Annotated in this window: 26 protein-coding genes, 1 tRNA gene and 1 pseudogene; 6 read left to right on the top strand and 22 right to left on the bottom strand. The window is 51.7% G+C overall.

Going from position 1 to position 26,596, the window contains the following annotated elements; genetic code table 11:
- Positions 1–399: 399 nt before the first annotated feature.
- The 3 genes from ACMGGQ_RS02595 (at position 400) to catA (ending at position 3,584) form a co-directional block, all read left to right on the top strand.
- Positions 400–894, top strand: coding sequence for a molybdopterin-dependent oxidoreductase (locus ACMGGQ_RS02595; protein ID WP_024909477.1), 495 nt, complete (start codon positions 400–402; stop codon positions 892–894).
- Between the two features lie 17 nt (positions 895–911).
- Complete coding sequence (locus tag ACMGGQ_RS02590) at positions 912–2,843, top strand: putative bifunctional diguanylate cyclase/phosphodiesterase (RefSeq protein WP_048030043.1); 1,932 nt, start codon at positions 912–914, stop codon at positions 2,841–2,843.
- Between the two features lie 63 nt (positions 2,844–2,906).
- On the top strand, positions 2,907–3,584 hold the full coding sequence (catA, locus tag ACMGGQ_RS02585) for a type A chloramphenicol O-acetyltransferase (protein ID WP_420289548.1): 678 nt from the start codon (positions 2,907–2,909) through the stop codon (positions 3,582–3,584).
- A gap of 69 nt (positions 3,585–3,653) precedes the next feature.
- Here the strand turns inward: catA and ACMGGQ_RS02580 are convergent, their stop codons facing one another.
- The 9 genes from ACMGGQ_RS02580 to proB form a co-directional block, all read right to left on the bottom strand.
- Positions 3,654–3,830, bottom strand: coding sequence for a thermonuclease family protein (locus ACMGGQ_RS02580; RefSeq protein WP_154818034.1), 177 nt, complete (start codon positions 3,828–3,830; stop codon positions 3,654–3,656).
- Positions 3,831–3,911: 81 nt separating this feature from the next.
- Positions 3,912–4,211 carry a DUF6966 domain-containing protein gene (locus tag ACMGGQ_RS02575; RefSeq protein ID WP_025912594.1) on the bottom strand — a complete coding sequence of 100 codons (300 nt, stop codon included), beginning with the start codon at positions 4,209–4,211 and terminating at the stop codon, positions 3,912–3,914.
- Positions 4,208–5,272: a hypothetical protein gene (locus tag ACMGGQ_RS02570; RefSeq protein ID WP_234081189.1), complete on the bottom strand. Its 1,065-nt coding sequence runs from the start codon at positions 5,270–5,272 to the stop codon at positions 4,208–4,210. The genes ACMGGQ_RS02575 and ACMGGQ_RS02570 overlap by 4 nt, the downstream gene beginning before the upstream one ends.
- A 721-nt stretch (positions 5,273–5,993) precedes the next feature.
- On the bottom strand, positions 5,994–6,653 hold the full coding sequence (locus ACMGGQ_RS02565; protein WP_348567850.1) for a hypothetical protein: 660 nt from the start codon (positions 6,651–6,653) through the stop codon (positions 5,994–5,996).
- Between the two features lie 15 nt (positions 6,654–6,668).
- Complete coding sequence (locus ACMGGQ_RS02560) at positions 6,669–7,235, bottom strand: biosynthetic peptidoglycan transglycosylase (RefSeq protein WP_348567851.1); 567 nt, start codon at positions 7,233–7,235, stop codon at positions 6,669–6,671.
- A gap of 375 nt (positions 7,236–7,610) precedes the next feature.
- Positions 7,611–8,192, bottom strand: coding sequence for a hypothetical protein (locus tag ACMGGQ_RS02555; protein ID WP_420289547.1), 582 nt, complete (start codon positions 8,190–8,192; stop codon positions 7,611–7,613).
- Between the two features lie 644 nt (positions 8,193–8,836).
- Positions 8,837–8,912: transfer RNA gene (locus ACMGGQ_RS02550), tRNA-Thr, on the bottom strand.
- Between the two features lie 111 nt (positions 8,913–9,023).
- Positions 9,024–10,277: a glutamate-5-semialdehyde dehydrogenase gene (gene proA / locus ACMGGQ_RS02545; protein ID WP_320723788.1), complete on the bottom strand. Its 1,254-nt coding sequence runs from the start codon at positions 10,275–10,277 to the stop codon at positions 9,024–9,026.
- An 11-nt stretch (positions 10,278–10,288) separates the two neighbouring features.
- The gene (gene proB / locus ACMGGQ_RS02540; protein WP_008501877.1) at positions 10,289–11,392 is read right to left on the bottom strand and encodes a glutamate 5-kinase; all 1,104 of its coding nucleotides are present in this window, start codon (positions 11,390–11,392) and stop codon (positions 10,289–10,291) included.
- A 304-nt stretch (positions 11,393–11,696) separates the two neighbouring features.
- Here proB and phoE point away from each other — a divergent pair, with 304 nt between their 5' ends.
- Positions 11,697–12,749 carry a phosphoporin PhoE gene (gene phoE, locus ACMGGQ_RS02535; RefSeq protein WP_008501878.1) on the top strand — a complete coding sequence of 351 codons (1,053 nt, stop codon included), beginning with the start codon at positions 11,697–11,699 and terminating at the stop codon, positions 12,747–12,749.
- Positions 12,750–12,909: 160 nt separating this feature from the next.
- Here the strand turns inward: phoE and crl are convergent, their stop codons facing one another.
- The 3 genes and pseudogenes from crl to gpt all read right to left on the bottom strand — a co-directional run bounded on the left by crl (position 12,910) and on the right by gpt (position 15,175).
- Positions 12,910–13,311, bottom strand: a complete 402-nt coding sequence (gene crl / locus ACMGGQ_RS02530; RefSeq protein ID WP_045909842.1) for a sigma factor-binding protein Crl — start codon at positions 13,309–13,311, stop codon at positions 12,910–12,912.
- Between the two features lie 57 nt (positions 13,312–13,368).
- Positions 13,369–14,612: pseudogene (gene frsA, locus ACMGGQ_RS02525) on the bottom strand (esterase FrsA).
- 104 nt (positions 14,613–14,716) lie between these two features.
- Positions 14,717–15,175 carry a xanthine phosphoribosyltransferase gene (gene gpt / locus ACMGGQ_RS02520; RefSeq protein ID WP_003863205.1) on the bottom strand — a complete coding sequence of 153 codons (459 nt, stop codon included), beginning with the start codon at positions 15,173–15,175 and terminating at the stop codon, positions 14,717–14,719.
- Positions 15,176–15,435: 260 nt separating this feature from the next.
- Between gpt and pepD the strand changes: the two genes are divergently transcribed.
- On the top strand, positions 15,436–16,893 hold the full coding sequence (pepD, locus tag ACMGGQ_RS02515) for a cytosol nonspecific dipeptidase (RefSeq protein WP_262790171.1): 1,458 nt from the start codon (positions 15,436–15,438) through the stop codon (positions 16,891–16,893).
- A 76-nt stretch (positions 16,894–16,969) separates the two neighbouring features.
- Here pepD and dinB read toward each other — a convergent pair whose 3' ends face one another.
- The 8 genes from dinB to ACMGGQ_RS02475 all read right to left on the bottom strand — a co-directional run bounded on the left by dinB (position 16,970) and on the right by ACMGGQ_RS02475 (position 24,177).
- Positions 16,970–18,028 carry a DNA polymerase IV gene (dinB, locus tag ACMGGQ_RS02510; protein ID WP_048029970.1) on the bottom strand — a complete coding sequence of 353 codons (1,059 nt, stop codon included), beginning with the start codon at positions 18,026–18,028 and terminating at the stop codon, positions 16,970–16,972.
- Between the two features lie 108 nt (positions 18,029–18,136).
- A complete protein-coding gene (nqrM, locus tag ACMGGQ_RS02505) occupies positions 18,137–18,340 on the bottom strand; it encodes a (Na+)-NQR maturation NqrM (protein WP_227879528.1) in 204 nt (67 codons plus the stop codon).
- A complete protein-coding gene (gene nqrF, locus ACMGGQ_RS02500) occupies positions 18,340–19,563 on the bottom strand; it encodes an NADH:ubiquinone reductase (Na(+)-transporting) subunit F (RefSeq protein WP_048225774.1) in 1,224 nt (407 codons plus the stop codon). Before nqrF ends, nqrM begins: the two co-directional genes overlap by 1 nt.
- A 10-nt stretch (positions 19,564–19,573) precedes the next feature.
- Positions 19,574–20,170 carry an NADH:ubiquinone reductase (Na(+)-transporting) subunit E gene (gene nqrE / locus ACMGGQ_RS02495; protein WP_023334613.1) on the bottom strand — a complete coding sequence of 199 codons (597 nt, stop codon included), beginning with the start codon at positions 20,168–20,170 and terminating at the stop codon, positions 19,574–19,576.
- A 6-nt stretch (positions 20,171–20,176) separates the two neighbouring features.
- Entirely contained in the window at positions 20,177–20,815 is a 639-nt protein-coding gene (locus ACMGGQ_RS02490) for an NADH:ubiquinone reductase (Na(+)-transporting) subunit D (protein ID WP_024909466.1), read from the bottom strand.
- Positions 20,808–21,602, bottom strand: a complete 795-nt coding sequence (locus tag ACMGGQ_RS02485; RefSeq protein ID WP_045909847.1) for a Na(+)-translocating NADH-quinone reductase subunit C — start codon at positions 21,600–21,602, stop codon at positions 20,808–20,810. Before ACMGGQ_RS02485 ends, ACMGGQ_RS02490 begins: the two co-directional genes overlap by 8 nt.
- Positions 21,595–22,830, bottom strand: coding sequence for an NADH:ubiquinone reductase (Na(+)-transporting) subunit B (locus ACMGGQ_RS02480; RefSeq protein WP_234081166.1), 1,236 nt, complete (start codon positions 22,828–22,830; stop codon positions 21,595–21,597). Before ACMGGQ_RS02480 ends, ACMGGQ_RS02485 begins: the two co-directional genes overlap by 8 nt.
- A gap of 3 nt (positions 22,831–22,833) precedes the next feature.
- The gene (locus tag ACMGGQ_RS02475) at positions 22,834–24,177 is read right to left on the bottom strand and encodes a Na(+)-translocating NADH-quinone reductase subunit A (RefSeq protein WP_353143005.1); all 1,344 of its coding nucleotides are present in this window, start codon (positions 24,175–24,177) and stop codon (positions 22,834–22,836) included.
- Positions 24,178–24,475: 298 nt separating this feature from the next.
- Here ACMGGQ_RS02475 and dpaA point away from each other — a divergent pair, with 298 nt between their 5' ends.
- Positions 24,476–25,216, top strand: a complete 741-nt coding sequence (dpaA, locus tag ACMGGQ_RS02470) for a peptidoglycan meso-diaminopimelic acid protein amidase (protein ID WP_045909850.1) — start codon at positions 24,476–24,478, stop codon at positions 25,214–25,216.
- Here the strand turns inward: dpaA and ACMGGQ_RS02465 are convergent.
- Positions 25,187–25,954 (bottom strand): class II glutamine amidotransferase, encoded by a 768-nt coding sequence (locus ACMGGQ_RS02465; protein WP_008500262.1) that lies wholly within the window; start codon positions 25,952–25,954, stop codon positions 25,187–25,189. The two genes, dpaA and ACMGGQ_RS02465, sit on opposite strands and share 30 nt — an antisense overlap.
- 57 nt (positions 25,955–26,011) lie before the next feature.
- Positions 26,012–26,590: a D-sedoheptulose 7-phosphate isomerase gene (gene lpcA / locus ACMGGQ_RS02460; protein WP_021242877.1), complete on the bottom strand. Its 579-nt coding sequence runs from the start codon at positions 26,588–26,590 to the stop codon at positions 26,012–26,014.
- Between the last annotated feature and the right edge of the window lie 6 nt (positions 26,591–26,596).

Raw genomic sequence — 26,596 nt, 5'->3', positions numbered from 1 at the left:
ACAAGCGCCTGGGGACACGTGCAATCAGAATGTTCGTGTCCTCGCTTATCATTGCCATCCTGAAACAGCGCACACAACCGGGGCGCGTATTTAGCCGCTAAATTCGCGCGCCAAAAAGCCGCGGACACCCCACAATTATCGTGGAAGATAATATCTCTCAATTAAAGCGATTATTTTTTAAACAGAAGAGCATTTATGCCCGCAATTTTAGCTTTTATCAAAAAGTTAAGCGTCGCTCGCGTATCAAACATCCTGACACCCGAAACACCTAACTCATTGATTAAAATGAGTTTACATCAATAAAAACGATAAAACCCCCTACTCCCCAACAAAATATATCAACTCGTGTGATATCTAAATTATAATTCTTATACTTCTGTTAAAAAGGTGGAGGCCAAAATGCGATTAACCCTACTACTGTTATGCTGTCTGGTACAAAGTGTAACCTGGGCTGGCGACCTGCCAAAACCAGTTGGTAAACCTATTTTAACGATTTACGGTAATATAGAAAATACCAACGAAAATGGAAAAGCAGTGTTTGATCTCGCCAGCCTTGAAAAACTCGGAGTAGTGAGTTTCGAGACGACGTCCCCCTGGTATAACGGTCGTACGAAGTTTGAGGGTGTCCCCATGAGCAAGCTCATGGATTATGTGGGTGCAAAAGGTACGAACGTGAATGTTATTGCGCTCAATGATTACTCAACCGTCATCCCTCTCAGCGACTTTAAAAAATACAACGCCATCCTTGCCTTAAAGGTCAATGGCGAATATATGCGCATCCGCGATAAAGGCCCATCGTTCATTGTATACCCCTATGACAGTCTTCCTGAGTTGAATAATCAGATTTATTACTCACGATCAGCATGGCAGGTAAGCAAAATGAAGATTGAGTAGCCGTTCAGGAGAACATAATGAACAGGATACTGGTTGGTATCATTTTTTCTCTTTTTATCACGACAGGATATATTGCATACCTTGTTTATGATCGACAGCAGGAATTGCAAAAACTGACTCAATACACTGAGTCCTGGTCCGTGGCACAACTGGTATCAGAGTATTACCGTTTTGAATCATGGCTTGGTCTATACGCAACCGATACAGATGACGTTACGATAGACCAGGTCCGCATGCGCCTCGAAATTATGCTCAGTCAGGGCGATTTAATGAAGGGAGGCGATTTAGGTCGCTACATTGACAGCGATAAAACGCATCAGGAGCTCGCTTTACGCTTAGAAAAAATACTGGCCTATCTGGATAGTCATCTTGAAAAAATGAGCCATCCGGAGTTACAGGCGTACCTCACAAATATGCATGAGCTCGACGCACCGCTCAGCCAACTGTCTGCAACGGCATTAACGAAAGATATTAATACGGTTAATGAATCCAACAACAAAATACAAATCCTGTATTATATTTACTCCGCACTTTCTTTGCTTCTGGTGATTTTAAGCTTTATTCTTGGCTTCTTAATGATCTACCAGAATAAAAACATTCTGAAAGCACATATGCAGGTTAAAAGCCTGGCTGATGAACTTCAAATATCAAAAGAAAAACTGCAAATTCAGAACGCGAAGCTGGAGTATGATGTTTATCATGACTCCCTCACCGGCATGAAAAACCGCCTTTTCTTCTGGGACGATCTCAACAAAATTAATCTTCAGGCAGATAAAAACCACGTCCCCGTCACCGTAATGTTATTTGATTTAGACCGCTTCAAAGAGGTCAACGATACCTATGGCCATGATACGGGAGATTTGCTGCTGAATCAGGTATCCCGCCGGCTGACCTCAATGAGCAGCGCAACGGATACGTTTTACCGCTTGGGCGGCGATGAATTCGCCCTTCTCTCCAGCGGACTCACGGAAACCGCCGCCGTTTCGCGCGCCAAAGAAATCAGCGATCATATCAGCCAGCCCTATACGATTAATAATCAGCTGATAAAAATTGCCACCTGCGTGGGCATCGTTTTATCTGATAATGAACGCCGCTCTGATTACCTTTATAAATTTGCCGACCTGGCCCTCTACGAAGCGAAAAAAGAAGGTTCGCAGCAGATCAAAGTCTTCCGGCAGTGGATGCTGCAAAGACTGCAGGAAAGCAGAACCCTTGAACATGATATGGCTCTGGCGATCGATCACAATGAATTCGTTGTGTATTACCAGCCTATTGTCGATTCATTCAGCAATGAAATTTACGGCTATGAAGCGCTTATTCGCTGGATACACCCGGTGAAAGGGATACTCGCGCCAGATTATTTTATTTCCGTCGCTGAAAAAACGGGGATGATCAATGAGATCGGCAAGTCGGTGCTTGAGATGGCCTGCCGGGAAGCGGTGTCCTGGGCGGTGCCGGCCAGGATCTCGGTGAACGTTTCCCCCGTTCAGCTAGGCACAAAATCGTTTACCACGATGGTGCAGTCCATCCTGAAAGAGACGGGGCTACCGGCCAACCGACTCGAGTTAGAGGTTACAGAGTCTTCGCTCTTCAGTGACAGCAACATGCCGATCACTATTCTCAAAAAGCTCCGGGCACTGGGTGTCAAAATTTCCATCGATGATTTCGGAACGGGATATTCCTCGCTCTCACGACTGAGTGAACTTAATTTTGATAAAATTAAGATAGATAAATCCTTTGTGAATCCGATATCCACGCAGGATGATGCCCTTAATATCGTTAAATTGATTACCGGCATGGCGAAGAGCCTCAATATGCGGGTCATTGCAGAGGGTGTTGAAACCGAAGCACAGCTTGAACGTCTTCAGGCGCTTGGTTGCGATCTCGTGCAGGGATACCTGTTCGGAAAACCACAGGCTGAGATTGACAGGAAGATTAGATACGGTTGAAATGGTTGTGCGGTTTTTTCTGGCCCAAAATCACGTAGACGGTTGATAATCAAAGGTTAAAAAATGAAAAAAACAGCCCCGGCCTATACGCCTGTTGATTTATCTCGTTGGCCAAGGAAGGAGCATTTTGAAGTCTTCCAGTCATTCGCTGAATGCACAATTAACCAAACCGTTCTGATCGACATTACCGCGCTGCGAAAACATATCAAAGCGGTGGGCTGGAAGTTTTACCCGACGATCATTTTTCTCCTGTCTAACATCATGAACCGGCATCCTGAGTTCCGTATGGCCATGAAGGACAATGAGCTTGTCATATGGAATGAAGTTCATCCCAGCTACACCATTTTCCACCCCGAAACGGAGACCTTTTCGTCACTGTGGAGCCACTATGACGGCAATATGCATCACTTCCAGAACACGTATGCTGAAGATACGGCCCGCTATGGAAATAGCCTTTCTTACTGGCCTAAGGAAGAGTCCCGGGAAAATGTCTTTTTCGTGTCGTCTATTCCGTGGGTAACGTTTACGAACTTTACGATGAACATTGCGCATATGAAGAACTTCTTTTCGCCTATGTTCACGTTTGGGAAATACTACGAGCAGGATGGAAAAGTGCTGTTACCGCTCGCGGTGCAGGTGCATCATTCGGTGTGCGATGGCTTCCATGTGGCAAGAATGTTTAATGAGTTGCAGGAGATGTGTGATGGTTTGTCGGAGCTGTCAGAGGAACCTGGCGCATGATGCGTAAGAAGTGCTGATGGTTTCCATCTGCAGGAGTGGGTGTGAGAAGCCTACCGGGCTTTCATTATTTTATGCGCTTTCCATGTGAGGCCACACCGTACCCAGCAGAGGACCATAGAAATCTGCGTTCCTGCACGTTATGGAGACGGCACACTGCGCCACTATCGATGAGAATGTCTGCCGGGAACGCTGCCCAAAGGGCAGGTTCTTTTCGGTGGCATCGATGCTGACGAGACGAACACACATGAGCCTATTGTAAGGTTCTGCGCTTCCCCTGTCAGGCTGGAGGCGTACCCAATAATTTACTGGCGGCGCTGGAAACTAACGCTATGGTAAATCACCTGCTTTTAACAAAACGATTGCATGGTCAAGCTGCTTGTAGAGTTTGTGTCTCAAATCGTCTAACTCGTCATTTTCCCGAATGAGAGGTATGCCATTTTTATGCAGAACAATATCGTTAAATGATCCCATCCCGCCGTAGAGTTTTTTCAACGAGTAAATGGATGACTCACAATCAACATCGAGCTCGATGGCTAGTTTTTCGAATGTTTTTGCCCATGAATCCTCATCATTTGAGGAGAGGATTTTGATGATATCAGTTACCGTTTTCTTTATTTCATTTTTCATTTCAAACCACCACTTTCAAGTATCTTAACGCCAGGTATTTTCCACGGGGTAGGTATCACAACTTGCTCAGAGCCACCGGAAAAAAGGTCTGTTTGATAGCCAACTTCTCCAACATATACTTTCGTTCCTGCGGGTATTTGTATCTTGTGATAGCTATCAAGAGGGGATTCACTTCCGTTAGGCCATTTGGGGAGCAGAGCCTTATCTATTCTGGTCTGGAGCACTCCCTGAGGTTGTTCATATCCGAAAAACTGACCTAATGGACGGCCTTCAATACCACCTCTGTAGAAACTCGTGTCTGTTGATAGCGTGATCTCTTTATATGTACCACTGGAGAAGGTTTCAGCCAGCTCTTTAGGTAATGGTCCGGGCTTTATCATCGAGTATTCACCCTCGACTTTTCCCAGAACATGAAGATTGCTAAGCTCACTCGCCGTCCCCAGTCTGCCCAAGCCAAGGCCCGCAGCAACAGAAGCACCAGCGATAATCAGCCCTTTATTGTCCATAACCTGATCGTAACCCGCCGGTGCATCACCACCGAGCTGCTGCGCGGTCTGACGGAATCCCTCGATATTGCCATTATAGATCCCGCCCGCGGCCAGCAACCGACCGGCAGTTTTGCTGTTGATGGTTTTTGCGGCCTGGGCATGTTGCACCGGTGTCGCATGGCGAACCTGATATCTCGGGCGATTCAGTTGCCGGGACAGAATGTGTCGGAGTCGGGTTTGAAGGAACAGAGGCAGGTCATTGCGAAGGTCACCGGATGTCGTCAGCACGCCCGAAATGGCATGGCCGGTGATGTCTTTTCTCAGCAGAACGAGCTTCCCGGATTTGATGTCGTCGAGCGTGTCACGGTATGCCATCCAGGGATGTTGCCAGTGGTACAGTTGATACCGGCTGACAAACCGGGTGTAGCCCTGTGGCAAATTCCACTCCTGAATGATGCGGTTAGGCCTTGCAGTATCTGCGAGGTCTCCTGCCGCCGTATCCGGGTGAATAATGTGAGGAATGTCCTCAAGGTAGATGTCATCCAGTGACATTGCCTGGCTGTGATGAAGCATATTGCCCCTTTTACGCTGCCATTATGTGCCACATTATCGCTCATTCCGGAAATCTGGCAAAGACACGAATATAGCAGGTAATGGCCAGTTGTGTGGCTGTAAGCAACGGATTCTGCACGCTGAGAAGAAAGCACACTGCTTGCGAAAGATGACAGATAACCCACATTAGCGCCACATCCGAACGCAAATGACGATGAAGATCTGTTGGTTGTTTAACCACGGACGGCGAAGGCCGAACAGGAACATATACACAATCCTATACAGATTCAGCATCGATTTTACTGGAAGGTTACGGAACATAATGGACTAAAAAGCATTTAAATCAGGGACTTTATGGATGAATACAGACGTTTGAGGAGATAATAGGAACAACACATAACAAGATAGATTATTGATTAATATACAATTTATTATATTCTATTTTGACAGATACCCCCAAAAGTACCCCCATAAGATTTTCTGCTTAATCATCAGATCACGAAATAGTTTTGCCGTGATAATCACCCGATCACTAAGCACCCTATTCGCTAAACATTCTAAGTTAAAGAAGACAGCTACAAACACATGCTAAAAAGGGTCATCACATATTTCAACCCACCAATTAATATTTAGCCAATTGAATTGCTCATTCAAAATCATGTTAAATCTCTCATTTTATAGTTCCATATTAAGACCCAGCAGTAAATGTTGCTGCTGGGTAAATTAATAATCAAATGCTGAATCACTCTAAGTTAGTCATTACCTGACGAACATAACTATCCCAATTTTTATAACACCTTACAGAGGCTGATTGGATTTTAGGAGCATTACTAGTTACATCCAAACGCCCTTTTAGCAGCCACATTGAATTCGATATATTACATACTGTAGGGTACGCTTCTCTGTTAGGAATTATTTTGGAATCAATAAAACCTCGCTGTAAATTTTTGTACCCACGAATATTATTATCTTCCCAGTATTCTTTTTCTTTAGCGTTTTTGGGTTGAATGGTACCACCTTCAAATTGCGTAGACCACTTATTGAATTCGTTTCTAACTTTTTCAAATAAAGACTCTGAAACTACGAAAAGATCTAAATCTGAGTGTTGTCCAAAAGCTGTTCCTATTTTATGAGGTGCTAAAGATTGTCCTAATCTAGCGCTTCCACTTAAATGTATTTCTTTTGGGTTCACATCAAGGCGAACACCTAACCAAGCCCTAATAACCTCATATAGTGCCGGCGCGTTTTTGAACGCAAATGGAATTCCTTCTGATAACCACAATCTGGCAATAGCTGCTCTAGAAGTTTCACCTCCTTTCTTTGCAGCATCAACAATTAGTTGAACATCAGGATAACTATCAAGTAACGCAGAAAGGTGCGGTGATACTTTAAAAGGTTCCATTTTCACCTCCTTAATTCAAGAATATATGTTTTTGAGTGAGTCCACCCGGTCTAATATATAGCCAGCTCTTAACATAATTTTATCATGGCGAAGCTGGTTATAGTTTTTAGGCTCAGGATATTTTAATCTAGCAATTATGCTTGCTGCTTCATGATCATTGAGATTAGCAAGATCTAGCTTTAGTCGATTTGATACTTGAACTAATCCGTTCATCCTCCAGCCATAATAAGCAACGAATAAATATAATTTAGGAATATCATCTTTTTTCGTATTTTTTGTCAAACGAATAGCCAAGTACATTTCTGACAACTTTCTACTCAAAGTCTTCTCATAACGACCTCTTAGCACTCTTACAAGCTGCATAGCTATTGTAGAAGCTCCCTCTCTTTTTCTACAAAAAAAAGTCCGCCAAAACGCACGAAAAATAGAAAAAAAGTCTACTCCATGATGTCTATTAAATCTGCGATCCTCACCTGCAATGAGCATCACTTCTAAGTTAGAGGATATTTTAAGATTGTTAACCTCACGCCTTAAATATTCTGTTTGTCTTTTTAATTGCAGCCACTCTTGATTTAATGCCATTTTTCAAAAAACCCATTAACTATTTTAAAGCAAAATTAATTTGTATCTTTCATAGTTGAAATTGAAACCATAACGTCGATACAACAAACATCATCACTACAATACCTAAGGATATCACTGTAACATCTTTATACATTGAAAATATATCCCTTTCTTATTATCTTTATTAAACCATCAAGAGCCTTCTTTAAAGGGTAATATCCAGTCATTACTCTAAATAGCATTTTTGATTCACAAACCTTTAAAAAACACTTATCCTATTTTAGCGTTAATAACTCTAAGTCATCGTTACTTTCTTCTGTAAAATATCTGTACACTTGAAACATTCGCATTCTTTGGTTATGATAAGCATTCATTCACCACCATTTTTGCTATTTACATTTTATTATTCAAAAATGCTTTTGTTGATTTCGCGCAATAATACTGTAAAAAGTTGTAATTTTCTTCAAACATTGGCAAATTTTTTGCGACAGTCAATTGTTTTGGCATCAAACCTGCCGGATCATCAACTACATCAAATGTGATGGAATTGTGCTTGCGGTCCTCCTTGACTAGCTTGAGTGTTGCAACTATGGGGCCTTTATCAATAGCACCATCAACTTGCTGACGGATGTAAAACTTTCTAGCGAAGACAAAGTTTATTACTGAAGGACGCTCACTATTGAGTGTTATGTACCAAGTTAAAGGCATCCCATCACATAGCCCCTCTGATATGATTTCACCATCGATAGAACCATCATCATCGACAATCATCTGAATTACCACAGGCGGGTGCTGCATGTGCATCCCCAAATCTTTACTATTCATTATAAGCGTTGCATCATTAGACCACTTTCCCGTGAGGAATTTTTTCTGGTAAAGGGTGTCGTTTATTTCATTCCTGTAGGGGAGATAAAGCCCAGCAACTCCAATAACAACGCCTAATATGGTGCACACGGCTACAATACGTCCTGACATTGTTATCCCTTTTCTGCCATTAATGGTAACAGCCATTATTACACTAGATGTGGCACTGTTTTCCAAGTGATTAGATTCAACATTTGAAAATTTTAGTAGCATTGGCGTCTACCTCGGCTGCTAATTACAATTGTCCCTTTGACCTGCACCTGAAGTTTTCTAAAGTGGTGCGGTTTAAACCCTGGCTGCAGGTGCTGCTCGTGAGCGTCAGGATCCGTTAGGTTGGGTTGACAATTTTCCCAGTTTCTCGCGAAAAAGTATCAAGTTTGAGAGGCTGGGGGTTTACAGCTTTTCGCCTTCCAGGAGGCAGAGCGCCCTTAATCCTGTTTTGCTCCAGTCATCCGGAGTATCAGGGTGCATTGTGGCAACGTAGGCCAGCTCAGAACGAATAAACTGTAAAGCGCCCGCTGCACGGTCTTTGCCATAGAAGCTGTGGGTTTCTTCATCCAGCCGACAGAAAATCAGCAGTTGCTCTTCGGACTCGTGCTGAACATCAAAACCCAGCTCAGCGGCTGCTACCTCTCCGCTGGTTTAACTCAATACAGTTTCCCGGGCAGAGCTGGACGAAGCTGGGGCCGTTCGCATACTCGCAGGACGAAATACAAGGAAAAATGGACGATTGGGGATGGTACTGGATGAAAAGATGGTGCCGATAATAGGAGTCGAACCTACGACCTTCGCATTACGAATGCGCTGCTCTACCAACTGAGCTATATCGGCCCTGAGAGGCCGGTTACGAGTGTAACCACGGGGCAAAAGGTTAGATCTATCCGGGTGATGCGTCAATGCCCTTTTGAATCAAACGGCTATTTTTGCATCACCCGTGATTATTTACGCACGAATCGTATCGTCGCCGAAGCCGATCCACTTGTACGTGGTCAGCGCTTCCAGCCCCATCGGACCGCGCGCGTGCAGTTTCTGCGTACTGACCGCCACCTCAGCGCCGAGACCGAACTGGCCGCCGTCGGTGAAGCGGGTGGAGGCATTCACATACACCGCAGAGGAATCCACTTCGTTCACGAAGCGATCCGCATTGCGCAGCGTACGTGTCAGGATGGCGTCAGAATGCTGCGTGCCATGCTCACGGATGTGCGCAATCGCGTCGTCAAGATCGTTCACGATTTTCACGTTCAGATCCAGTGACAGGAACTCGTCGTCGTACTGCTCCGCGTTGACGGGAACGACGTTAGCCGGGCCATCCTGCAGCAGCGCGAGCGCACTGGCGTCAGCATGCAGCGTCACGCCGCTCTCTGCCATCTGTTTGCTCAGAGCTGGCAGGAAGGTGTTCGCTATGTCCTGATGCACCAGCAGCGTTTCAACGGTGTTACAGGTGCTAGGACGCTGGGTCTTCGCGTTCACGATAATCTTCAGAGCAGGAGCAATCTCAGCGCTGTCGTCTACCACGATATGACACACGCCAATACCGCCGGTGATCACCGGAATCGTCGACTGCTCGCGGCACAGCTTGTGCAGGCCCGCGCCGCCGCGTGGGATCAGCATGTCGATGTATTTGTCCATGCGCAGCATTTCGTTGACCAGCGCGCGGTCCGGGCTCTCAATTGCCTGCACGGCACCCGCTGGTAAGCCACACTCTTCCAGCGCCTGCTGAATGACTTTCACCGTCGCGGCGTTGGTGCGCCAGGTCTCTTTCCCACCGCGCAGAATGGCGGCGTTGCCGGTTTTCAGGCACAGGGAGGCGACATCCACCGTCACGTTTGGACGGGCTTCATAAATAACGCCGATAACGCCGAGCGGCACGCGACGGCGCTCCAGGCGTAAACCGCTGTCCAGCAGCCCACCGTCAATCACCTGCCCTACCGGATCGGCCAGATTGCAGACCTGACGAACATCGTCGGCGATGCCTTTCAGGCGAGCCGGGGTCAACGCCAGACGGTCGAGCATCGCTTCGCTCAGACCGTTGCGGCGCGCTTCCAGTAAATCCTGCTCGTTGGCGAGCAAAATTTCCTGGGACTGAGATTCCAGATAATCAGCGATTTTTTCCAGCACGCGGTTTTTCTCGCGGCTGGAAAGGAGCGCCAGTTTATAAGAGGCGGCCTTCGCGGCGGCGCCCATTTGTTCCAGCATGTTCTGGCTCCTTAACGAATAATCATGTCATCGCGATGCACGGCAACCGGGCCATATTCATAGCCCAGAATGGCGTCGATCTGCTGCGAATGGTGACCCGCGATGCGGCGCAGGGCATCGCTGTTATAGCGGCTTACGCCGTGGGCGATGTCGCGACCTTCGAGGTTACGGATACGGATCACTTCACCACGGGAGAAGTTGCCTGTCACGCTTTTAATTCCTTTAGGAAGTAATGAACTTCCTCGTTCCAGAATCGCGGCGGTCGCCCCTTCATCAACGACGAGTTCGCCCGCAGGCGGCGCGCCAAAGATCCAGCGCTTACGGTTTTCCAGCGGGGATTCCTGAGCGTGGAAGCGGGTGCCAACGGAGATGCCTTCCATCACGTCGCCAATCACGCCAGGGCGGCTGCCCGCGGCAATGATGGTGTCGATACCGGCGCGGCACGCCACGTCGGCGGCCTGCAGCTTGGTCCCCATGCCGCCCGTTCCGAGGCCGGACACGCTATCACCGGCAATGGCGCGCAGCGCATCGTCGATACCGTGAACGTCGGTAATCAGCTCGGCTTCAGGGTTGGAGCGCGGATCGGCAGTGAACAACCCCTGCTGATCGGTCAGAAGCAGTAATTTATCGGCGCCGGCCAGAATGGCGGCCAGCGCAGAGAGGTTATCGTTATCACCCACTTTGATTTCAGCGGTAGCAACGGCATCGTTCTCGTTAATGACCGGAACGATATTGTTGTCCAGCAGCGCGCGCAGGGTATCGCGGGCGTTCAGGAAGCGCTCTCTGTCTTCCATATCCGCACGCGTCAGCAGCATCTGCCCGACGTGGATGCCATAGATAGAGAACAGCTGTTCCCAGAGTTGAATGAGTCGGCTTTGTCCCACGGCGGCCAGCAGCTGTTTGGAGGCGATCGTCGCGGGGAGTTCGGGGTAACCCAGATGTTCACGCCCGGCGGCAATCGCCCCGGAGGTCACAATCACAATACGATGCCCTGCGGCATGTAACTGAGCGCACTGACGTACAAGCTCAACAATGTGGGCGCGATTTAGGCGGCGCGATCCGCCTGTTAAAACACTGGTACCGAGTTTTACCACCAGCGTCTGGCTGTCACTCATGATTCTCTGCCGTTCAACGATAAGGGAAAGTAATGTCGAACGAACGTTTTAGCAGGAGTCAGCCCCGTTGCCAACTGCCTTAGCACATCGCGAAACACTTTGTTGCGCGGGATCAGGAAGCGTAGCGGGAGAATTTGACACTTTTATTACCGAAATAATAAATCACAGTTTTTTAAAATTATTCTTAGTTTGTCATAAAAGTTTCATTCCAGAACGATAAAACCCTTCCTGTTTTTTCACGGGACTTAAGCATGAGCTTATCGTCCAGCGAATTTTTTAGCGCGTTTATAAGACAGGATCGAAAATGAAAAAGAGCACTCTGGCATTAATGGTTATGGGCGTAGTGGCTTCTGCATCCGTTCACGCAGCTGAAGTTTATAATAAAGATGGTAATAAGCTGGACGTGTACGGCAAAGTGAAAGCCATGCACTACATCAGCGATGATGCCACCAAAGATGGCGATCAGACTTACGTTCGTTTCGGTTTTAAAGGCGAAACCCAGATTAACGATCAGCTGACGGGCTATGGTCGTTGGGAATCTGAATTTGCGGGTAACAAAGCCGAGAGCGACTCCTCTCAGAAAACCCGTCTGGCGTTCGCGGGCCTGAAGCTGAAAAACTTTGGTTCTCTGGATTACGGTCGTAACCTGGGTGCCCTGTATGACGTTGAAGCATGGACCGACATGTTCCCTGAGTTCGGCGGCGACTCTTCCGCGCAGACCGATAACTTCATGACCAAGCGTGCGACCGGTCTTGCTACCTACCGTAACACCGACTTCTTCGGCGCGGTTGACGGCCTGGACATGACCTTGCAGTACCAGGGCAAAAACGAAAACCGTGACGCCAAGAAACAGAACGGTGACGGTTTTGGTACCTCTCTGAGCTATGACTTCGGCGGCAGCGATTTCGCCGTCAGCGGTGCTTACACTAACTCTGACCGCACCAATGCGCAGAACCTGCTGGCGCGTGGCCAGGGCCAGAAAGCCGAAGCTTGGGCTACCGGTCTGAAATATGACGCGAACGATATTTATCTGGCAGCGATGTATTCAGAAACCCGCAATATGACGCCAATTTCTGGCGGATTTGCTAATAAAGCACAGAACTTTGAAGTCGTCGCACAATATCAGTTCGATTTCGGTCTGCGTCCGTCCCTGGGTTATGTCCAGTCTAAAGGCAAAGATATCGAAGGTATTGGTGACGAAGATCTGGTGAAATATATTGACGTTGGCGCGACCTATTACTTCAACAAAAATATGTCCGCGTTTGTTGATTATAAAATCAACCAGATTGACGACGATAATAAACTGGGCGTGAGCAGCGATGACATTGTTGCTCTGGGTATGACCTACCAGTTCTAATGATGCGAAATAAAAAACCGGCCTGGTGCCGGTTTTTTTTATTTCGGGGATTAATGCGGGCTGGTGCCCTCACCCCGGCCCTCTCCCACGGGGAGAGGGAGAAAACCATCATTTTTGTAGGCCGGGTAAGGCGAAGCCGCCACCCGGCGCTGTGACGCTATCAGGCAGTCAGCTTCACCGCTTCGCTGGAAAAGTCATCCGCTGGCTCGAACCTGAGATCAAGAGTCGCCAGCAGTGCGCGTGCCTTATCGTGGAACTCTTTCAGGGTGTATTCCAGGCGGTCAATCACTTCCTGATCTTTAATGGTGGTCGCCTGCCAGTTGCCGTCTTTATTAAACAGACCAAACTGGTAGCTATACGTAAAGCGTTTTTCCTCTGCTTCCATTTCCATCCACCAGCCCCAGAATTCACGTTTTTCGGGTGCAGGCTTCACGTTGACGCATACAGCCAGGCAGTCGAAAAAAAAGCGATTCTCTTCACACTGCTCTTCTCGAATATACGGGCCAAGAGCCATGAACTTCTTAATCAATCTACTTTTCGGGTGTCCACTCGGTAACGTCATTGCGATCTCCTTTTGTGAAGCCACTGTTTTACCAAACCAGCGAAATTTAGCAATCTATTAACACAATCTCTGAGCGATCCAGCGCGTAATCTCTTTCAGAGCTTTATCGAAATTCTGATAGACCGGGCTGAACGGCACCTCGAGCAGTTTGCCATCCGCAGATGACGACGTGATTAAGCGCGACTCTTCTTCCGGACTGAACGGATCGTTTTTCCAGAAACCCGACAGCATCGGCGTCGGGCAGCGACGTCCCAGCAGCCCTTGCGTTTTTAACGAGTAGCGATTGAGCTCCACGCGCAGCGCTTCGTCTGATGCATCATGCATGCCAAGACGGCTGGCCAGCACATCAAGGTACATTTCAGGCACGCTCCCCTGGCGGGCGGGATCGCTGAGCAGGGCGTGAACGACCGGACCAAGACAAGCGACGGCTTTCAGGCGGGAGGATTCAAGATAAGCCAGACGCACCGCGACGTTTGCGCCAAAGCGGAAGCCAAATGCCGCCACGCGGGTGTGGTCAACCCACGGAATGTTTTCCAGCGCTTTTAGCGCATGCTGATGCAGCAGGCTGGAATCCTGCGTCAGTTTCCATTTGGATGAGAAGCCGATTGAGGGCATATCCAGCGTCAGCATCGCGATCCCTTTTGGTGCGAAGTAACGCTCATACAGGCTGTAATAATCGATCTGCAACGAATCCAGCCCCCCGCACATGAGGACGGTCGGGAACGGACCTTCACCTTCAGGCATATGCAGGAACCCGGTGATGGATGACCCACCCGGAATGGTAAACTCGAGTTCGCGCATCTGGCCCGGCAGGCGTTGAGCCGCCTCTTCGTAAGCGCGATTCGCCAGCGCCTGTGCCTGCTCAGCCAGCTCATCACCTTTCAGATGTGGATACGCGGCAATGGCGTAGAGATTGGCCGCATGCAGCCAGTGCTTGCCGCTGCGCGTGGCATCCTCTTCCTGGGTGGCTTTTTGCTGCCAGAGCATCGCCTGTTTAGACCACTCGTAGATCCAGTTTCCCCCCGATAACCCACCACCGTATCATAGAGTTCGCTGTCGGTGCGCTCGGCTTCACTCATCACGATACGCGCCTGCACATCAAGGATTTCACGAGGATCGATACCGCGCCAGACCCACATCAGGCGGTTAATCATACGATACCAGTGGGGCACGTTTTTACCGTCTAACGCGGACTGGACGGCAGGCTGGGTCCCCGGATTAAAGCGACGCACCAGCGTCGACGTTTCAGGGTGTTTGAAACGGGGTTTGAAAAGTGTCTCGGTGAGATTCGCCTGCGTCATTGCGTTGCCTCCATGAATACGTCATATGAAGACTATTGTAACGCGTGGCAGGCCAAAAAGAACAACGCCCGGCATAGCCGGGCGTGTAAAGTTACGTACTGGTATTAACGGCCTGAAATCGGCGGTACGAAGACCACGCCCATATCCCATGGCTGTTCAATCCAGGTATCCTGCGGGATATCAATCACGTAATCGTCAACCAGCGGGCGACCAGCAGGTTTCGCGAAGATAGTGACGAAATGGGCTTTCGGATACATTTCGCGGATAGCCACCGCAGTACCGCCGGTATCCACCAGGTCATCAATAACGATGAAGCCTTCACCGTCGCCTTCCGCGCGTTTCAGCACTTTCAGCTCACGCTGGTTATCATGGTCATAGCTGGAGATGCAGACGGTATCGACATGACGAATACCCAGCTCACGTGCCAGCAGCGCCCCCGGTACCAGACCGCCACGGCTGACGGCAATAATGCCTTTCCACTGTTCGGAAGGCATCAGACGCGCAGCCAGTTTGCGTGCGTGAATCTGCAACATGTCCCAGGTGACGACGTATTTTTCGCTCATGTGAAGTGTCCCAGCCTGTTTTTATACGGCTTAAAAAGTGTTCGAGGGGGAAATAGGTTGCGCGAGATTATAGAGATCTGACGCACTAAAAACCAGTGTTTAGCGCCCTCAGCCTGAGTTTTTACATGCTTTATGCTACCAGCCAGCAGAGAAAGTGGTATTCTCAGATTCATCTCGCAAGCCTGACTTGTGGTAACTATTAACCTGCTAACCCTGTGACCTGCAACCCTGTTTGCAGCGCCTCGACAAGGAGACTTATCGTGTCTGAACTGTCTCAACTATCTCCGCAGCCGCTGTGGGATATTTTTGCCAAAATCTGCTCCATTCCACACCCTTCCTACCATGAAGAACAGCTTGCCGAACATATTATGGGCTGGGCGAAGGAAAAAGGTCTGCATGCGGAACGTGACCAGGTTGGCAACATTCTGATCCGCAAACCCGCCACCGCAGGCATGGAAAACCGTAAACCGGTTGTGCTGCAGGCGCACCTGGACATGGTGCCACAGAAGAACAACGACACCGTTCACGACTTCACCAAAGACCCGATCCAGCCGTACATCGACGGCGACTGGGTGAAAGCGCGCGGCACCACTCTGGGCGCGGATAACGGCATCGGTATGGCCTCTGCGCTGGCCGTGCTGGCTGACGACAGCGTTGAGCATGGTCCACTGGAAGTGCTGCTGACCATGACCGAAGAAGCGGGTATGGACGGGGCGTTCGGTCTGCAGGCGAACTGGCTGCAGGCGGATATCCTGATCAACACCGACTCCGAAGAAGAAGGCGAGATCTACATGGGCTGCGCGGGCGGGATTGATTTCATCTCTACCCTGCCACTGTCACGCGAAGCGATTCCTGCCGGTTTCCAGACCTTCAAGCTGACGCTGAAAGGGCTGAAAGGGGGCCACTCCGGCGGTGATATTCACCTGGGTCTGGGTAACGCCAACAAGCTGCTGGCCCGCTTCCTGGCAGGCCATGCGGCCGAGCTGGATCTGCGTCTGGTAGACTTCAACGGCGGTACCCTGCGCAACGCGATCCCACGCGAAGCCTTCGCCACCGTGGCAGTGCCAGCGGCAAAAGCGGACGAGCTGAAAAAACTCTCCACCGTGTACCTGGATATCCTGAAAAACGAACTGTCGGCGAAAGAGAAGAACCTGACCGTGGTGCTGGAATCCGTCTCCACGGATAAAGCCGCGCTGACCGCGAAGTCTCGTGACACCTTCGTTCAGCTGCTGAACGCGACGCCAAACGGCGTAATCCGCAACTCTGATGTGGCGAAAGGCGTGGTGGAAACCTCACTGAACGTGGGCGTGGTGACCATGAGCGACGACAGCGCGGAGATCATCTGCCTGATCCGCTCCCTTATCGACAGCGGTAAAGAGTATGTGGTGAGCATGCTGGAATCTCTGGGCACGCTGGCGGGAGCAAAAACCTCAGCCAAAGGCAGCTACCCGGGCTGGCAGCCGGATGCAAGCTCTCCGGTGATGGCGCTGGTGCGTGAAACCTATCAGCGTCTGTTCAACAGCACGCCGAACATTCAGGTGATCCACGCGGGTCTGGAATGCGGTCTGTTCAAGAAACCGTACCCGGACATGGACATGGTATCTATCGGGCCAACCATTACCGGTCCGCACTCGCCGGATGAGCAGGTTCATATCGAAAGCGTCGGTCACTACTGGACGCTGCTGACTGAACTGCTGAAGGCGATCCCTGCGAAGTAACATCTTCATCCCAACCCTCTTACTGTGGAAGAGGGTGAAAAACCCAGGCCCGGTAAGCGTAGCGCACCGGGCTTTTTTACAATCCTAATACCAGCTGTCGCTCTAACTGCGGATCCAGCAGCGTGACGTGCAATCCCACCAGCCTCACCCCTCGCCCGCCCCGGCGTTCTTCCCATGCCTTTTTTGCCGTCGCGATAAGATCGTCTTTATTCAAACGCGGCCAGACATGTTCCTGCGTGGTCTGCTGGAAATCGTTGAATTTGAGCTTGATGCCCTGACGGGCAATGAGCAGGTCCGGCTTCACCTTGCTTAAGCGTCGTTCCAGCTCCGGGTAGAGCTGTTCCGTGATAATCGATTCGCACTCGGACCAGTCATGAATATCTTCAATGAGGGTACGCTCAACGCCGACGGATTTCCGCAGCCGTTCGCTGTTCACATCGCGATCGTCAATCCCCTGGCTGCGCTCCCACAGCACGCGGCCAAACTTCCCGAAGCGCTTAAGCAGCATCGCGAGATCGCTTCGCTGCACGTCTTCGCAGGTGCGTAACCCCATGCTTTCCAGCTTTGCGGCGGAGACTTTACCGACGCCGGGGATTTTGCCGAGCGGCAGCGTTTTTAAAAATGCAGGCACCTCTTCCGGCGTAATGACGTACTGGCCGTTGGGCTTATTTAAATCCGAAGCGATTTTGGCAAGGAATTTAACGGGCGCCACACCCGCCGATGCCGTCAGATTCAGCTCGTTGAAAATCGTCTGGCGGATCTCCTGCGCCATCAGCGTGGCGGAGCCGTGGCAGTGCACGCTGTCGGTCACATCCAGATAGGCTTCGTCCAGCGACAGCGGCTCTATCAGAGAGGTATAGCGGGAGAAAATTTCCCGAATATGAAGGGAAGCCTCTTTATAGGCGTCGAACCGCCCTGGCAGAAGCGTGAGATGAGGGCAAAGCTTTAAGGCCATCGCCGTCGGCATGGCGCTTCGCACGCCAAATTTGCGCGCAGGATAGTTGGCGGTGCTGATGACACCACGCTGAACGCGGCTGCCGCCAATGGCGATGGGAATATCCCGCAGCGCCGGGTTGTCTCGCATCTCCACTGCGGCAAAAAAGCAGTCCATATCAACATGGATTATTTTGCGCATAGTAAGCCCTCACTCATCACTGGATAAGTATACAGTAAATAAATGAGGGTTGAGAAGCAGATGTAAGAATGCCGGGTGGCGGCGTTGCCTTACCCGGCCTACAAAAACTTAAATAATGCGCTGCTGCTCGCGCGCCATGCGTTTTTTGCGGGCGTCGCACGGTTCCGGGCAGTCGCAGACCTTCTCGATACCAATGGAGGAAATACCGCCGCAGCTGCCCTGAATGCTTTTCCGCTTAACGATCCAGCCTAACGACATGCCGAAGATGACAAGCACAAAAACTACAAAGGTTGCCAGAAACGTCAGCATCATCAGCCTCCAAAGTCATCAAGCATGATGTTCTCATCTTCGACGCCGAGATCTTTCAGCATCTTAATCACGGCGGCGTTCATCATCGGCGGACCACACATATAGAACTCGCAGTCCTCGGGCGCCGGGTGCTGTTTGAGGTAGTTTTCATACAGCACGTTGTGGATGAACCCCGTATAGCCCGTCCAGTTATCTTCCGGCTGCGGATCGGAAAGCGCCACGTGGAAGGTAAAGTTCGGGTTTTCACGTGCCAGCTGTTCAAACTCGTCGTCGTAGAACATTTCACGCAGCGAGCGCGCCCCGTACCAGAAGCTGATTTTACGCTTGCTGCCGAGCCGCTTGAGCTGGTCAAAAATGTGCGAGCGCATCGGGGCCATACCGGCACCGCCGCCGATAAAGACCATCTCCGCGTCGGTATCTTTCGCGAAGAACTCCCCGAACGGACCGGAGATGGTCACCTTATCTCCCGGCTTCAGGGACCAGATGTATGATGACATCACGCCCGGCGGCGCATCCGGCACATTCGGTGGCGGCGTGGCGATACGCACGTTGAGCATGATGATGCCCTTTTCTTCCGGGTAGTTGGCCATCGAGTAGGCGCGCAGCGTCGGCTCTTTAACCTCTGATACAAAGCGGAAGAGATTGAATTTGTCCCAGTCGGCGCGGTACGCCTCCGGAACGTCAAAGTCCGCATACGCCACGGTATGCTCAGGGCACTCAATTTGAATGTATCCGCCGGCGCGGAACGGGACATCTTCCCCTTCCGGCACCCGCAGCTTCAGCTCTTTGATAAAGGTTGCTTTGTTATCATTAGAGATAACTTCACATTCCCATTTTTTGACGCCGAAAATCTCTTCCGGCAGTTCAATCTTCATGTTCTGACGCACTGCGACCTGACAGGCCAGACGGCAGCCCTCTTTTGCCTCACGCTTAGTGATATGCGCCAGCTCGGTGGGCAGAATATCGCCACCGCCCTCTTTTACCGTCACGCGGCACTGCCCGCAGGAGCCGCCGCCGCCGCAGGCTGAAGAGACAAAAATACCGTTACCGGAGAGCGTGTTGAGCAGTTTATCTCCCGCAGGCGTGCGGATCTGATTCTGAGGATCGTCATTAATATCAATCACCACGTCGCCGGAATTCACCAGCTTCGCCCGCGCTGCCAGAATGAGTCCTGACAGCACCAGTACGATCAGCGTGAACATCACCACGCCAAGAATAATTTCCATCTGTTAGCCCTTATAGCTGCACACCGGAGAAGGACATAAAGCCCAGCGCCATCAGACCGGTGGTGATAAAGGTGATCCCTAAGCCACGCAGACCCGCAGGCACGTTGGCATATTTCATTTTCTCGCGGATCCCCGCCATGGTGACAATCGCCAGCATCCAGCCGATACCGGAGCCGAAACCGTACACCACGGATTCACTGAAGTTGTAATCACGCTGAACCATAAACGAGACGCCGCCGAAGATGGCGCAGTTCACCGCGATCAGCGGGAGGAAGATCCCCAGCGCGTTGTAGAGCGACGGGAAATACTTATCGAGGATCATCTCCAGGATTTGCACCAGCGCCGCGATCACCCCAATAAAGGTGATGAAGTTCAGGAAGCTGAGATCAACCCCTTCCACCAGCGCGCCGTCCCGCAGCACGAAGTTGTACACCAGATTGTTAATCGGAACCGAAAGCCCCAACACAACGGTGACCGCCACGCCCAGGCCAAATGCCGTGGAGACCTTTTTAGACACAGCAAGGAACGTACACATGCCGAGGAAAAACGCGAGCGCCATGTTTTCAACAAACACCGCGCGCACAAACAAACTCAGGTAATGAGCCATCGTCGGTTACTCCTTTTCCTGCTGTTCTGGTTTCAACGTACGAATCAGCCAGATCAACAAACCGATAATGAAAAATGCGCTAGGGGCCAGCAGGAACAGGCCGTTTGGCAGATACCATCCGCCGTTTTGCACCGTGTCCAGCACCGTGATGCCAAACAGCTTGCCGCTGCCAATCAGCTCTCGCAGGAACCCCACGGTCAGCAGGATCGCGCCGTAGCCGAGGCCGTTGCCGATACCGTCCATAAAGCTCGCCAGCGGCGGCATTTTCATGGCGTAGGCTTCCGCACGCCCCATGACGATACAGTTGGTGATAATTAGCCCGACAAACACCGAGAGCTGTTTGGAGGTTTCATAGGCGAAGGCGCGCAGCAGCTGATCGACCACGATCACCAGCGAGGCGATGATAGCCATCTGCACGATGATCCTCACACTGTTGGGAATGTGGTGGCGGATCATCGAGATAAACATGCTGGAGAACGCCGTGACCAGCGTGACGGCCAGCGTCATCACCACCGCCGTTTCCAGCTTGGTCGTCACCGCCAGGGCTGAACAGACGCCCAGCACCTGCAGCGTGATCGGGTTATTGGCGAGCAGTGGGCCAATGAGCACCTTTTTCACTTCTTTCAGTTCACCGGTATCAGCCATTGTTCAGCGCTCCTTCACGTACGTTTTTCAGGAAAGGACCAAAGCCCAGCTCGCCCATCCAGAAATCAAAACTGTGCTGCACGCCGTTTGAGGTGAGCGTGGCGCCGGAAAGCCCGTCGACCGCGTAGTCGTCACCCGGACGTGCCGCTCCTTTCATCACCTTCAGCGCAGGCAGACCGTTATCGTCGAGCACTTTCTTGCCGACAAACTGTGCCCGCCAGTTCGGGTTTTCCACTTCGCCGCCCAGCCCCGGCGTTTCGCCCTGGTCATAATACGTAATGCCTTTAACGGTGCGGCCATCCGTATCAAGGGCCACAAAGGCATACATCATTGACCACAGACCGTTGCCGTAGACAGGAAGCACCACTTCCTGAATGCGTTTTTGGGGGTCACGCACCAGGTAAATTTCGGCGAGATTACTGCGGCGCTTAATCCCGGCGGGGTCTTGCGATGCCTCGAGCGTCAGGCTCATCTGCGGATCTTTCAGCGCCAGCGCCTGGTTGAAGGTTGCCGGGTCTTTATCCAGCAGCTGGCCGGTTTTTAAATCCACCAGACGCGCGGAAATTCGTTCGGCAAAGACGGCCGAAACCTCATCTGCGCTCATCCCCTCCTGCATCAGTCCGGCCACGGCCAGAATGTTGCGCTGTTTATCTAGGGCACGTTGCTCCTGCTGCAGGGGTTTTAACCCCACGGCAGAACCGGCCACGACAATGGAGCAGACCAGACAGAGCACCAGCACCACCAGCAGCGTTTTGCTGATGCTGTCGTTATTTTTGACTTCAGCCACGCGCCTTCCTCCGCTTGATGTTGGCCCGCACCACCAGGTAATCGAAGAGTGGCGCAAACAGATTGGCAAACAGAATCGCCAGCATCATCCCTTCCGGATACGCCGGGTTGACCACGCGGATCAGGACACACATCGCGCCAATGAGCACGCCATAGCTCCATTTACCTTTATCGGTAAACGAGGCCGAGACGGGGTCCGTCGCCATGAACATCATGCCGAACGCGAAGCCCCCCAGCACCAGATGCCAGTACCACGGCATAGAGAACATCGGGTTGGTGGTCGAACCGATAAGGTTGAACATCGTGGCGGTCAGCACCATGCCGATCATCACGCCTGCCACAATCCGCCAGGAGGCCACGCGCCCAAAGAGGATGATCGCCCCGCCAATCAAAATCATCAGCGTCGAGACTTCACCGATAGAGCCAGGAATGTTGCCAATAAAGGCATCAAACCAGGTCACGGGCTGACCCGTCGCGTTGTTCACCAGCGTTTCGCCGCCGTGTGCCGCCCACTGTGAAAGCGGCGTCGCACCGGAAAAACCGTCTGCCGCCGTCCAGACCAGATCGCCTGAGATTTGCGCCGGATAGGCAAAGAAGAGGAACGCTCGTCCCGCCAGCGCCGGGTTGAGGAAGTTCCGCCCGGTGCCGCCGAAAATTTCTTTAGCAATGACCACGCCAAAGCTGATGCCCAGCGCCGCCTGCCAGAGCGGTAAGGTTGGCGGGACAATCAGGGCAAACAGAATCGAGGTCACGAAGAAACCTTCGTTGATCTCATGTTTACGGATGATGGCGAACAGCACTTCCCAGAAGCCACCCACGATAAAGACCGTGAGGTAAATCGGCAGGAAGAACACCGCGCCCAGTGTCATCATGCTGATCCAGCCCGCGTCTGGCGCGAAGTTCACCCCTAAGGACTGGGCCAGGCGGTAGTGCCAGTCAGACTGAAGCACCTGCGCCAGCTGCTGCGCATCGTACATGTGGTGCAGCGCCGGAAGGGTCTGCAAACCGACGTTGTACATCCCCCAAAACATCGCCGGGAAGACTGCAAACCACACCAGAATCATCATCCGTTTAAGGTCGATGGCGTCACGAACGTGCGCCGCCCCCTTCGTCACCAGACCCGGCGTATAGAAAATGGTTGCCGTTGCTTCATACAGCGGGTAGTACTTTTTGAGCTTCCCTTCGGTAAAGTGCGGCTCCATTTTTTCAAAGAGGTGTTTTAAGCCCATCGGTTATCCTTCCTGCTCAATGCGGGTTAACACCTCGCGCAATACCGGTCCATATTCGTATTTTCCCGGACAGACATAGGTACAGAGCGCCAGATCTTCTTCGTCCAGTTCCAGGCAGCCCAGCGCCTGCGCGCTGTCGGTGTCACCGGCGAGCAGATCGCGCAACAGCATGGTCGGCAGAATATCCAGCGGCATGACGCGCTCGTAGTTGCCAATCGGGACCATGGCGCGCTCGCCACCGTGCGTAGTGGTCGAGAAGTTAAACAGCCTGTTACGCAGGAAGTGGCCCAGCGTGGTCCGGGTGACGGAGTATTTTTCCGCACCGGGCAGCACCCAGCCGAACAGCTCTTTGTCGCGTCCTTCCTGCACAATGCTGACCTGCAAATGGAAACGCCCCAGATAGGCGTGCGCCTGCACGGCCTGGCGGCCACTGAGGACCGAACCGGAAATCAGTCGGTTTTCGCCCGCTTTGGTTTCGTCGTTCAGCAGTTCATTGATATCCGCGCCAATCAGCGTTTTCACCAGACGCGGGTTTACCGCCTGCGGCCCGCCGATGGCGATGACACGTTCTGCGCACAGCTCTCCGGTGGTGAAGAGCTTCCCGATGGCGATGACGTCCTGATAATTAAGGTGCCAGACCTGTTTCGCCAGGCTTACCGGCTCAAGAAAGTGGATGTGCGTTCCAACCAGACCCGCCGGATGCGGGCCCGCAAACGCATTAAACGTGACCTGCCCCTGCGGATGTCCGCCGAGCTTGCCGCCGCCGGCCTGGCAAACATGGACTTTCCCCGACGTCAGGCGGGTTAACACGGTCAGCCCGGCATCAAAGGCTTTGCGCTGCGCCAGGATAACCGGCTGCGGGTCCACGCTGAGCGGGTTGGTGTCCATTGCCGTGACGAAAATCGCGGCCGGTTCCGTTCCCGGTACAGGAGATTTGCTGAAGGGACGGGTACGAAGCGCGGTCCATAAACCGGATGCCAGAAGCTGAGCCTGAACAGCGTCACGGCTCAGCGACGCGAGGTCTGCGGCATCGTAATGGGCGAATTCACGCTGTTCATTGCCTTCAATGCGGATAACCACAGACTGCAGAACGCGTCGTTCGCCACGGTTAATCGCCACAACGGTGCCACTTGCGGGGGCCGTGAACATCACGCCGGGATTTTTTTTGTCCTCAAAGAGCGCCTGGCCTGTGATCACGCGATCGCCTTCCTGTACCAGCATAGAAGGTCGCATTCCCAGGTAGTCGTCGCCCACAATGGCGACATGACGGACACGTGCGCCTGTCGAAACGTGCTGCGCGGGCACGCCTGCAATCGGCAGATCAAGTCCTTTTTTTATTTTAAACATGTGGTTAGCAGGTTTCCATGAACAACAATCCAGTGGCCGCGAAGTGTAACATTTTCCCCTTCTCGCGGGCAGGGAAACCGCCGTCGCGCGCGCCAAATTGCGAGCTAATGCGCAAAGTTCCTGGAGCCATCGCGATTTTGATGGTTTATAAAGTAAAACTAATTTGTAAACTCACCGCCCGGCTCTTGCGAAAATCTATAGCGGTGCTAATGTGAGCGCTCCTAACAGAATAATCTGATTTCGGGTCTCTTTTGCCGTCCTGGCAAGTTGGTCATGGTTTTATCAAGGAACTAGTAGTATGCGTAAAATCGCATTGTTCATTGCGATGCTTCTGATTCCGTGCATGTCGTTTGCCGGACTGCTCAGCAGTAATAGCTCAACGACGCCGGTCAGCAAGGAATATAAACAGCAGTTAATGGGATCGCCGGTTTATATTCAAATCTTCAAGGAAGAACGCACTCTCGATCTGTATGTGAAGATGGGCGAGACCTATCAGCTGCTTGATAGTTACAAAATTTGTAACTACTCCGGCGGACTGGGGCCAAAACAACGTCAGGGCGACTTCAAAAGTCCGGAAGGGTTCTACAACGTTCAGCGCAGCCAGCTCAAGCCTGACAGCCGCTTCTATAAAGCCATTAACATCGGCTTCCCGAATGCCTATGACCGTGCACACGGTTATGAAGGTAAATACCTGATGATCCACGGTGCCTGCGTGTCTATCGGCTGTTATGCGATGACCGATTCCGGCATTGATGAGATCTTCCAGTTCGTGACCGGCGCGCTGGTCTTTGGGCAGCCTAGCGTACAGGTCAGCATCTATCCGTTCCGCATGACTGACGCCAACATGGCACGTCACAAGTACTCATACTACGCGGATTTCTGGCAACAGCTTAAGCCGGGTTATGACTACTTTGAGCAGACCCACAAGCCACCGGTGGTCTCTATCGTCGATGGCCGTTACGTGGTCAGCAAACCGCTGAGCCACGAAGTCGTCCATCCACAGTTGGCGTCAAATTACACGGTCCCCGAGACAAAATAGCACCCACTCGCCTGGCATAATCTTTTGCCAGGTTTCGTTGCCCGTCAGCGGCTGCGTTGCAATAACAGTGACCACATCGTTCGGTGTGGTCTCCTTCTGAAAGTCTATCTCCACATCCTGATCCAGCAGCGTCGCCACGCCAAACGGCGCACGGCGGGTGATCCAGAACAGATTCGTCGAGCAGAACGCCATCACATAGCGGCCGTCAGAGAGCAGCATGTTGAACACGCCTTTTTCACGTAGCTCGGTCGCCAGCGTCGCGATGTATTTAAACACGGCAGCCATGTTGCCGGGCGTGCGGGGATAGCGCTCCGTCAGCTTGTGCAGCAGCCAGCAGAAGGCTTTTTCGCTGTCGGTTTCGCCAACCGGGCGGAAATTGCCCGTCTCCAGCGACTTATAGCCCGTGAGTTGCCCATTGTGCGCATAGGTCCAGTTACGGCCCCACAGCTCGCGGGTAAACGGATGGGTATTTTCCAGCGCCACTTCGCCGCGGTTAGCCTGGCGAATGTGGGCGATCACCGAGCGGGACTTGATGGGATAGTCCTGCACCAGTTTGGCAATCGGCGAGTTAAAGCTGGGCTGTGGATCTTTGAACGTGCGACACCCTTTACCTTCATAGAAGGTGATGCCCCAGCCGTCTTTATGCGGCCCGGTTCCTCCACCGCGCTGCACCAGCCCGGTGAAACTAAAGCAGATATCGGTTGGCACATTCGCGCTCATCCCGAGCAGTTCGCACATACATCACCTCCACAACAGCGGGGGCAGCGCCCCAATGGATATGCCCCCCGCGAAGTCTTACTTAGCCATCTCTTTTTCGATCAGCTGAATCAGGATGTGGATCACTTTGATGTGAATTTCCTGAATGCGGTCAGCATAACCGAAGTGCGGAACGCGAATTTCAACATCCGCCGTACCGTCCATCTTACCGCCATCTTTACCCGTCAGGGTGATGACTTTCATCCCTTTTTCACGCGCGGCGGCGATCGCTTTGATCACGTTACCGGAGTTGCCGGAGGTAGAAATCCCCAGCAGCACGTCGCCTTCACGGCCTACCGCTTCAACGTAGCGAGAGAAGATGTGGTCGTAACCGAAGTCGTTGCCTACGCAGGAGATGTGGCTCACGTCGGAAATCGCAATCGCCGGATAGCCCGGGCGGTTTTCGCGATAGCGACCGGTCAGCTCTTCTGCGAAGTGCATCGCGTCACAGTGAGAGCCACCGTTACCGCAGGAGAGCACTTTGCCACCCGCTTTGAAGCTGTCGGCCAGCAGGACCGCAGCGCGCTGAATAGCGTGAATATTGGCATCATCTTTCAGAAAGTTAGCCAGCGTTTCCGCCGCTTCGTTCAGTTCGTTACGAATAAGATCCTGGTACATGAGGAT

It is taken from the genome of Enterobacter sp. BNK-13, assembly GCF_048685015.1.
Lineage (GTDB): Bacteria > Pseudomonadota > Gammaproteobacteria > Enterobacterales > Enterobacteriaceae > Enterobacter > Enterobacter quasiroggenkampii.
Note: the sequence above shows the minus strand (reverse complement) of the source record. Positions and strands in the feature narration are given on the sequence as shown.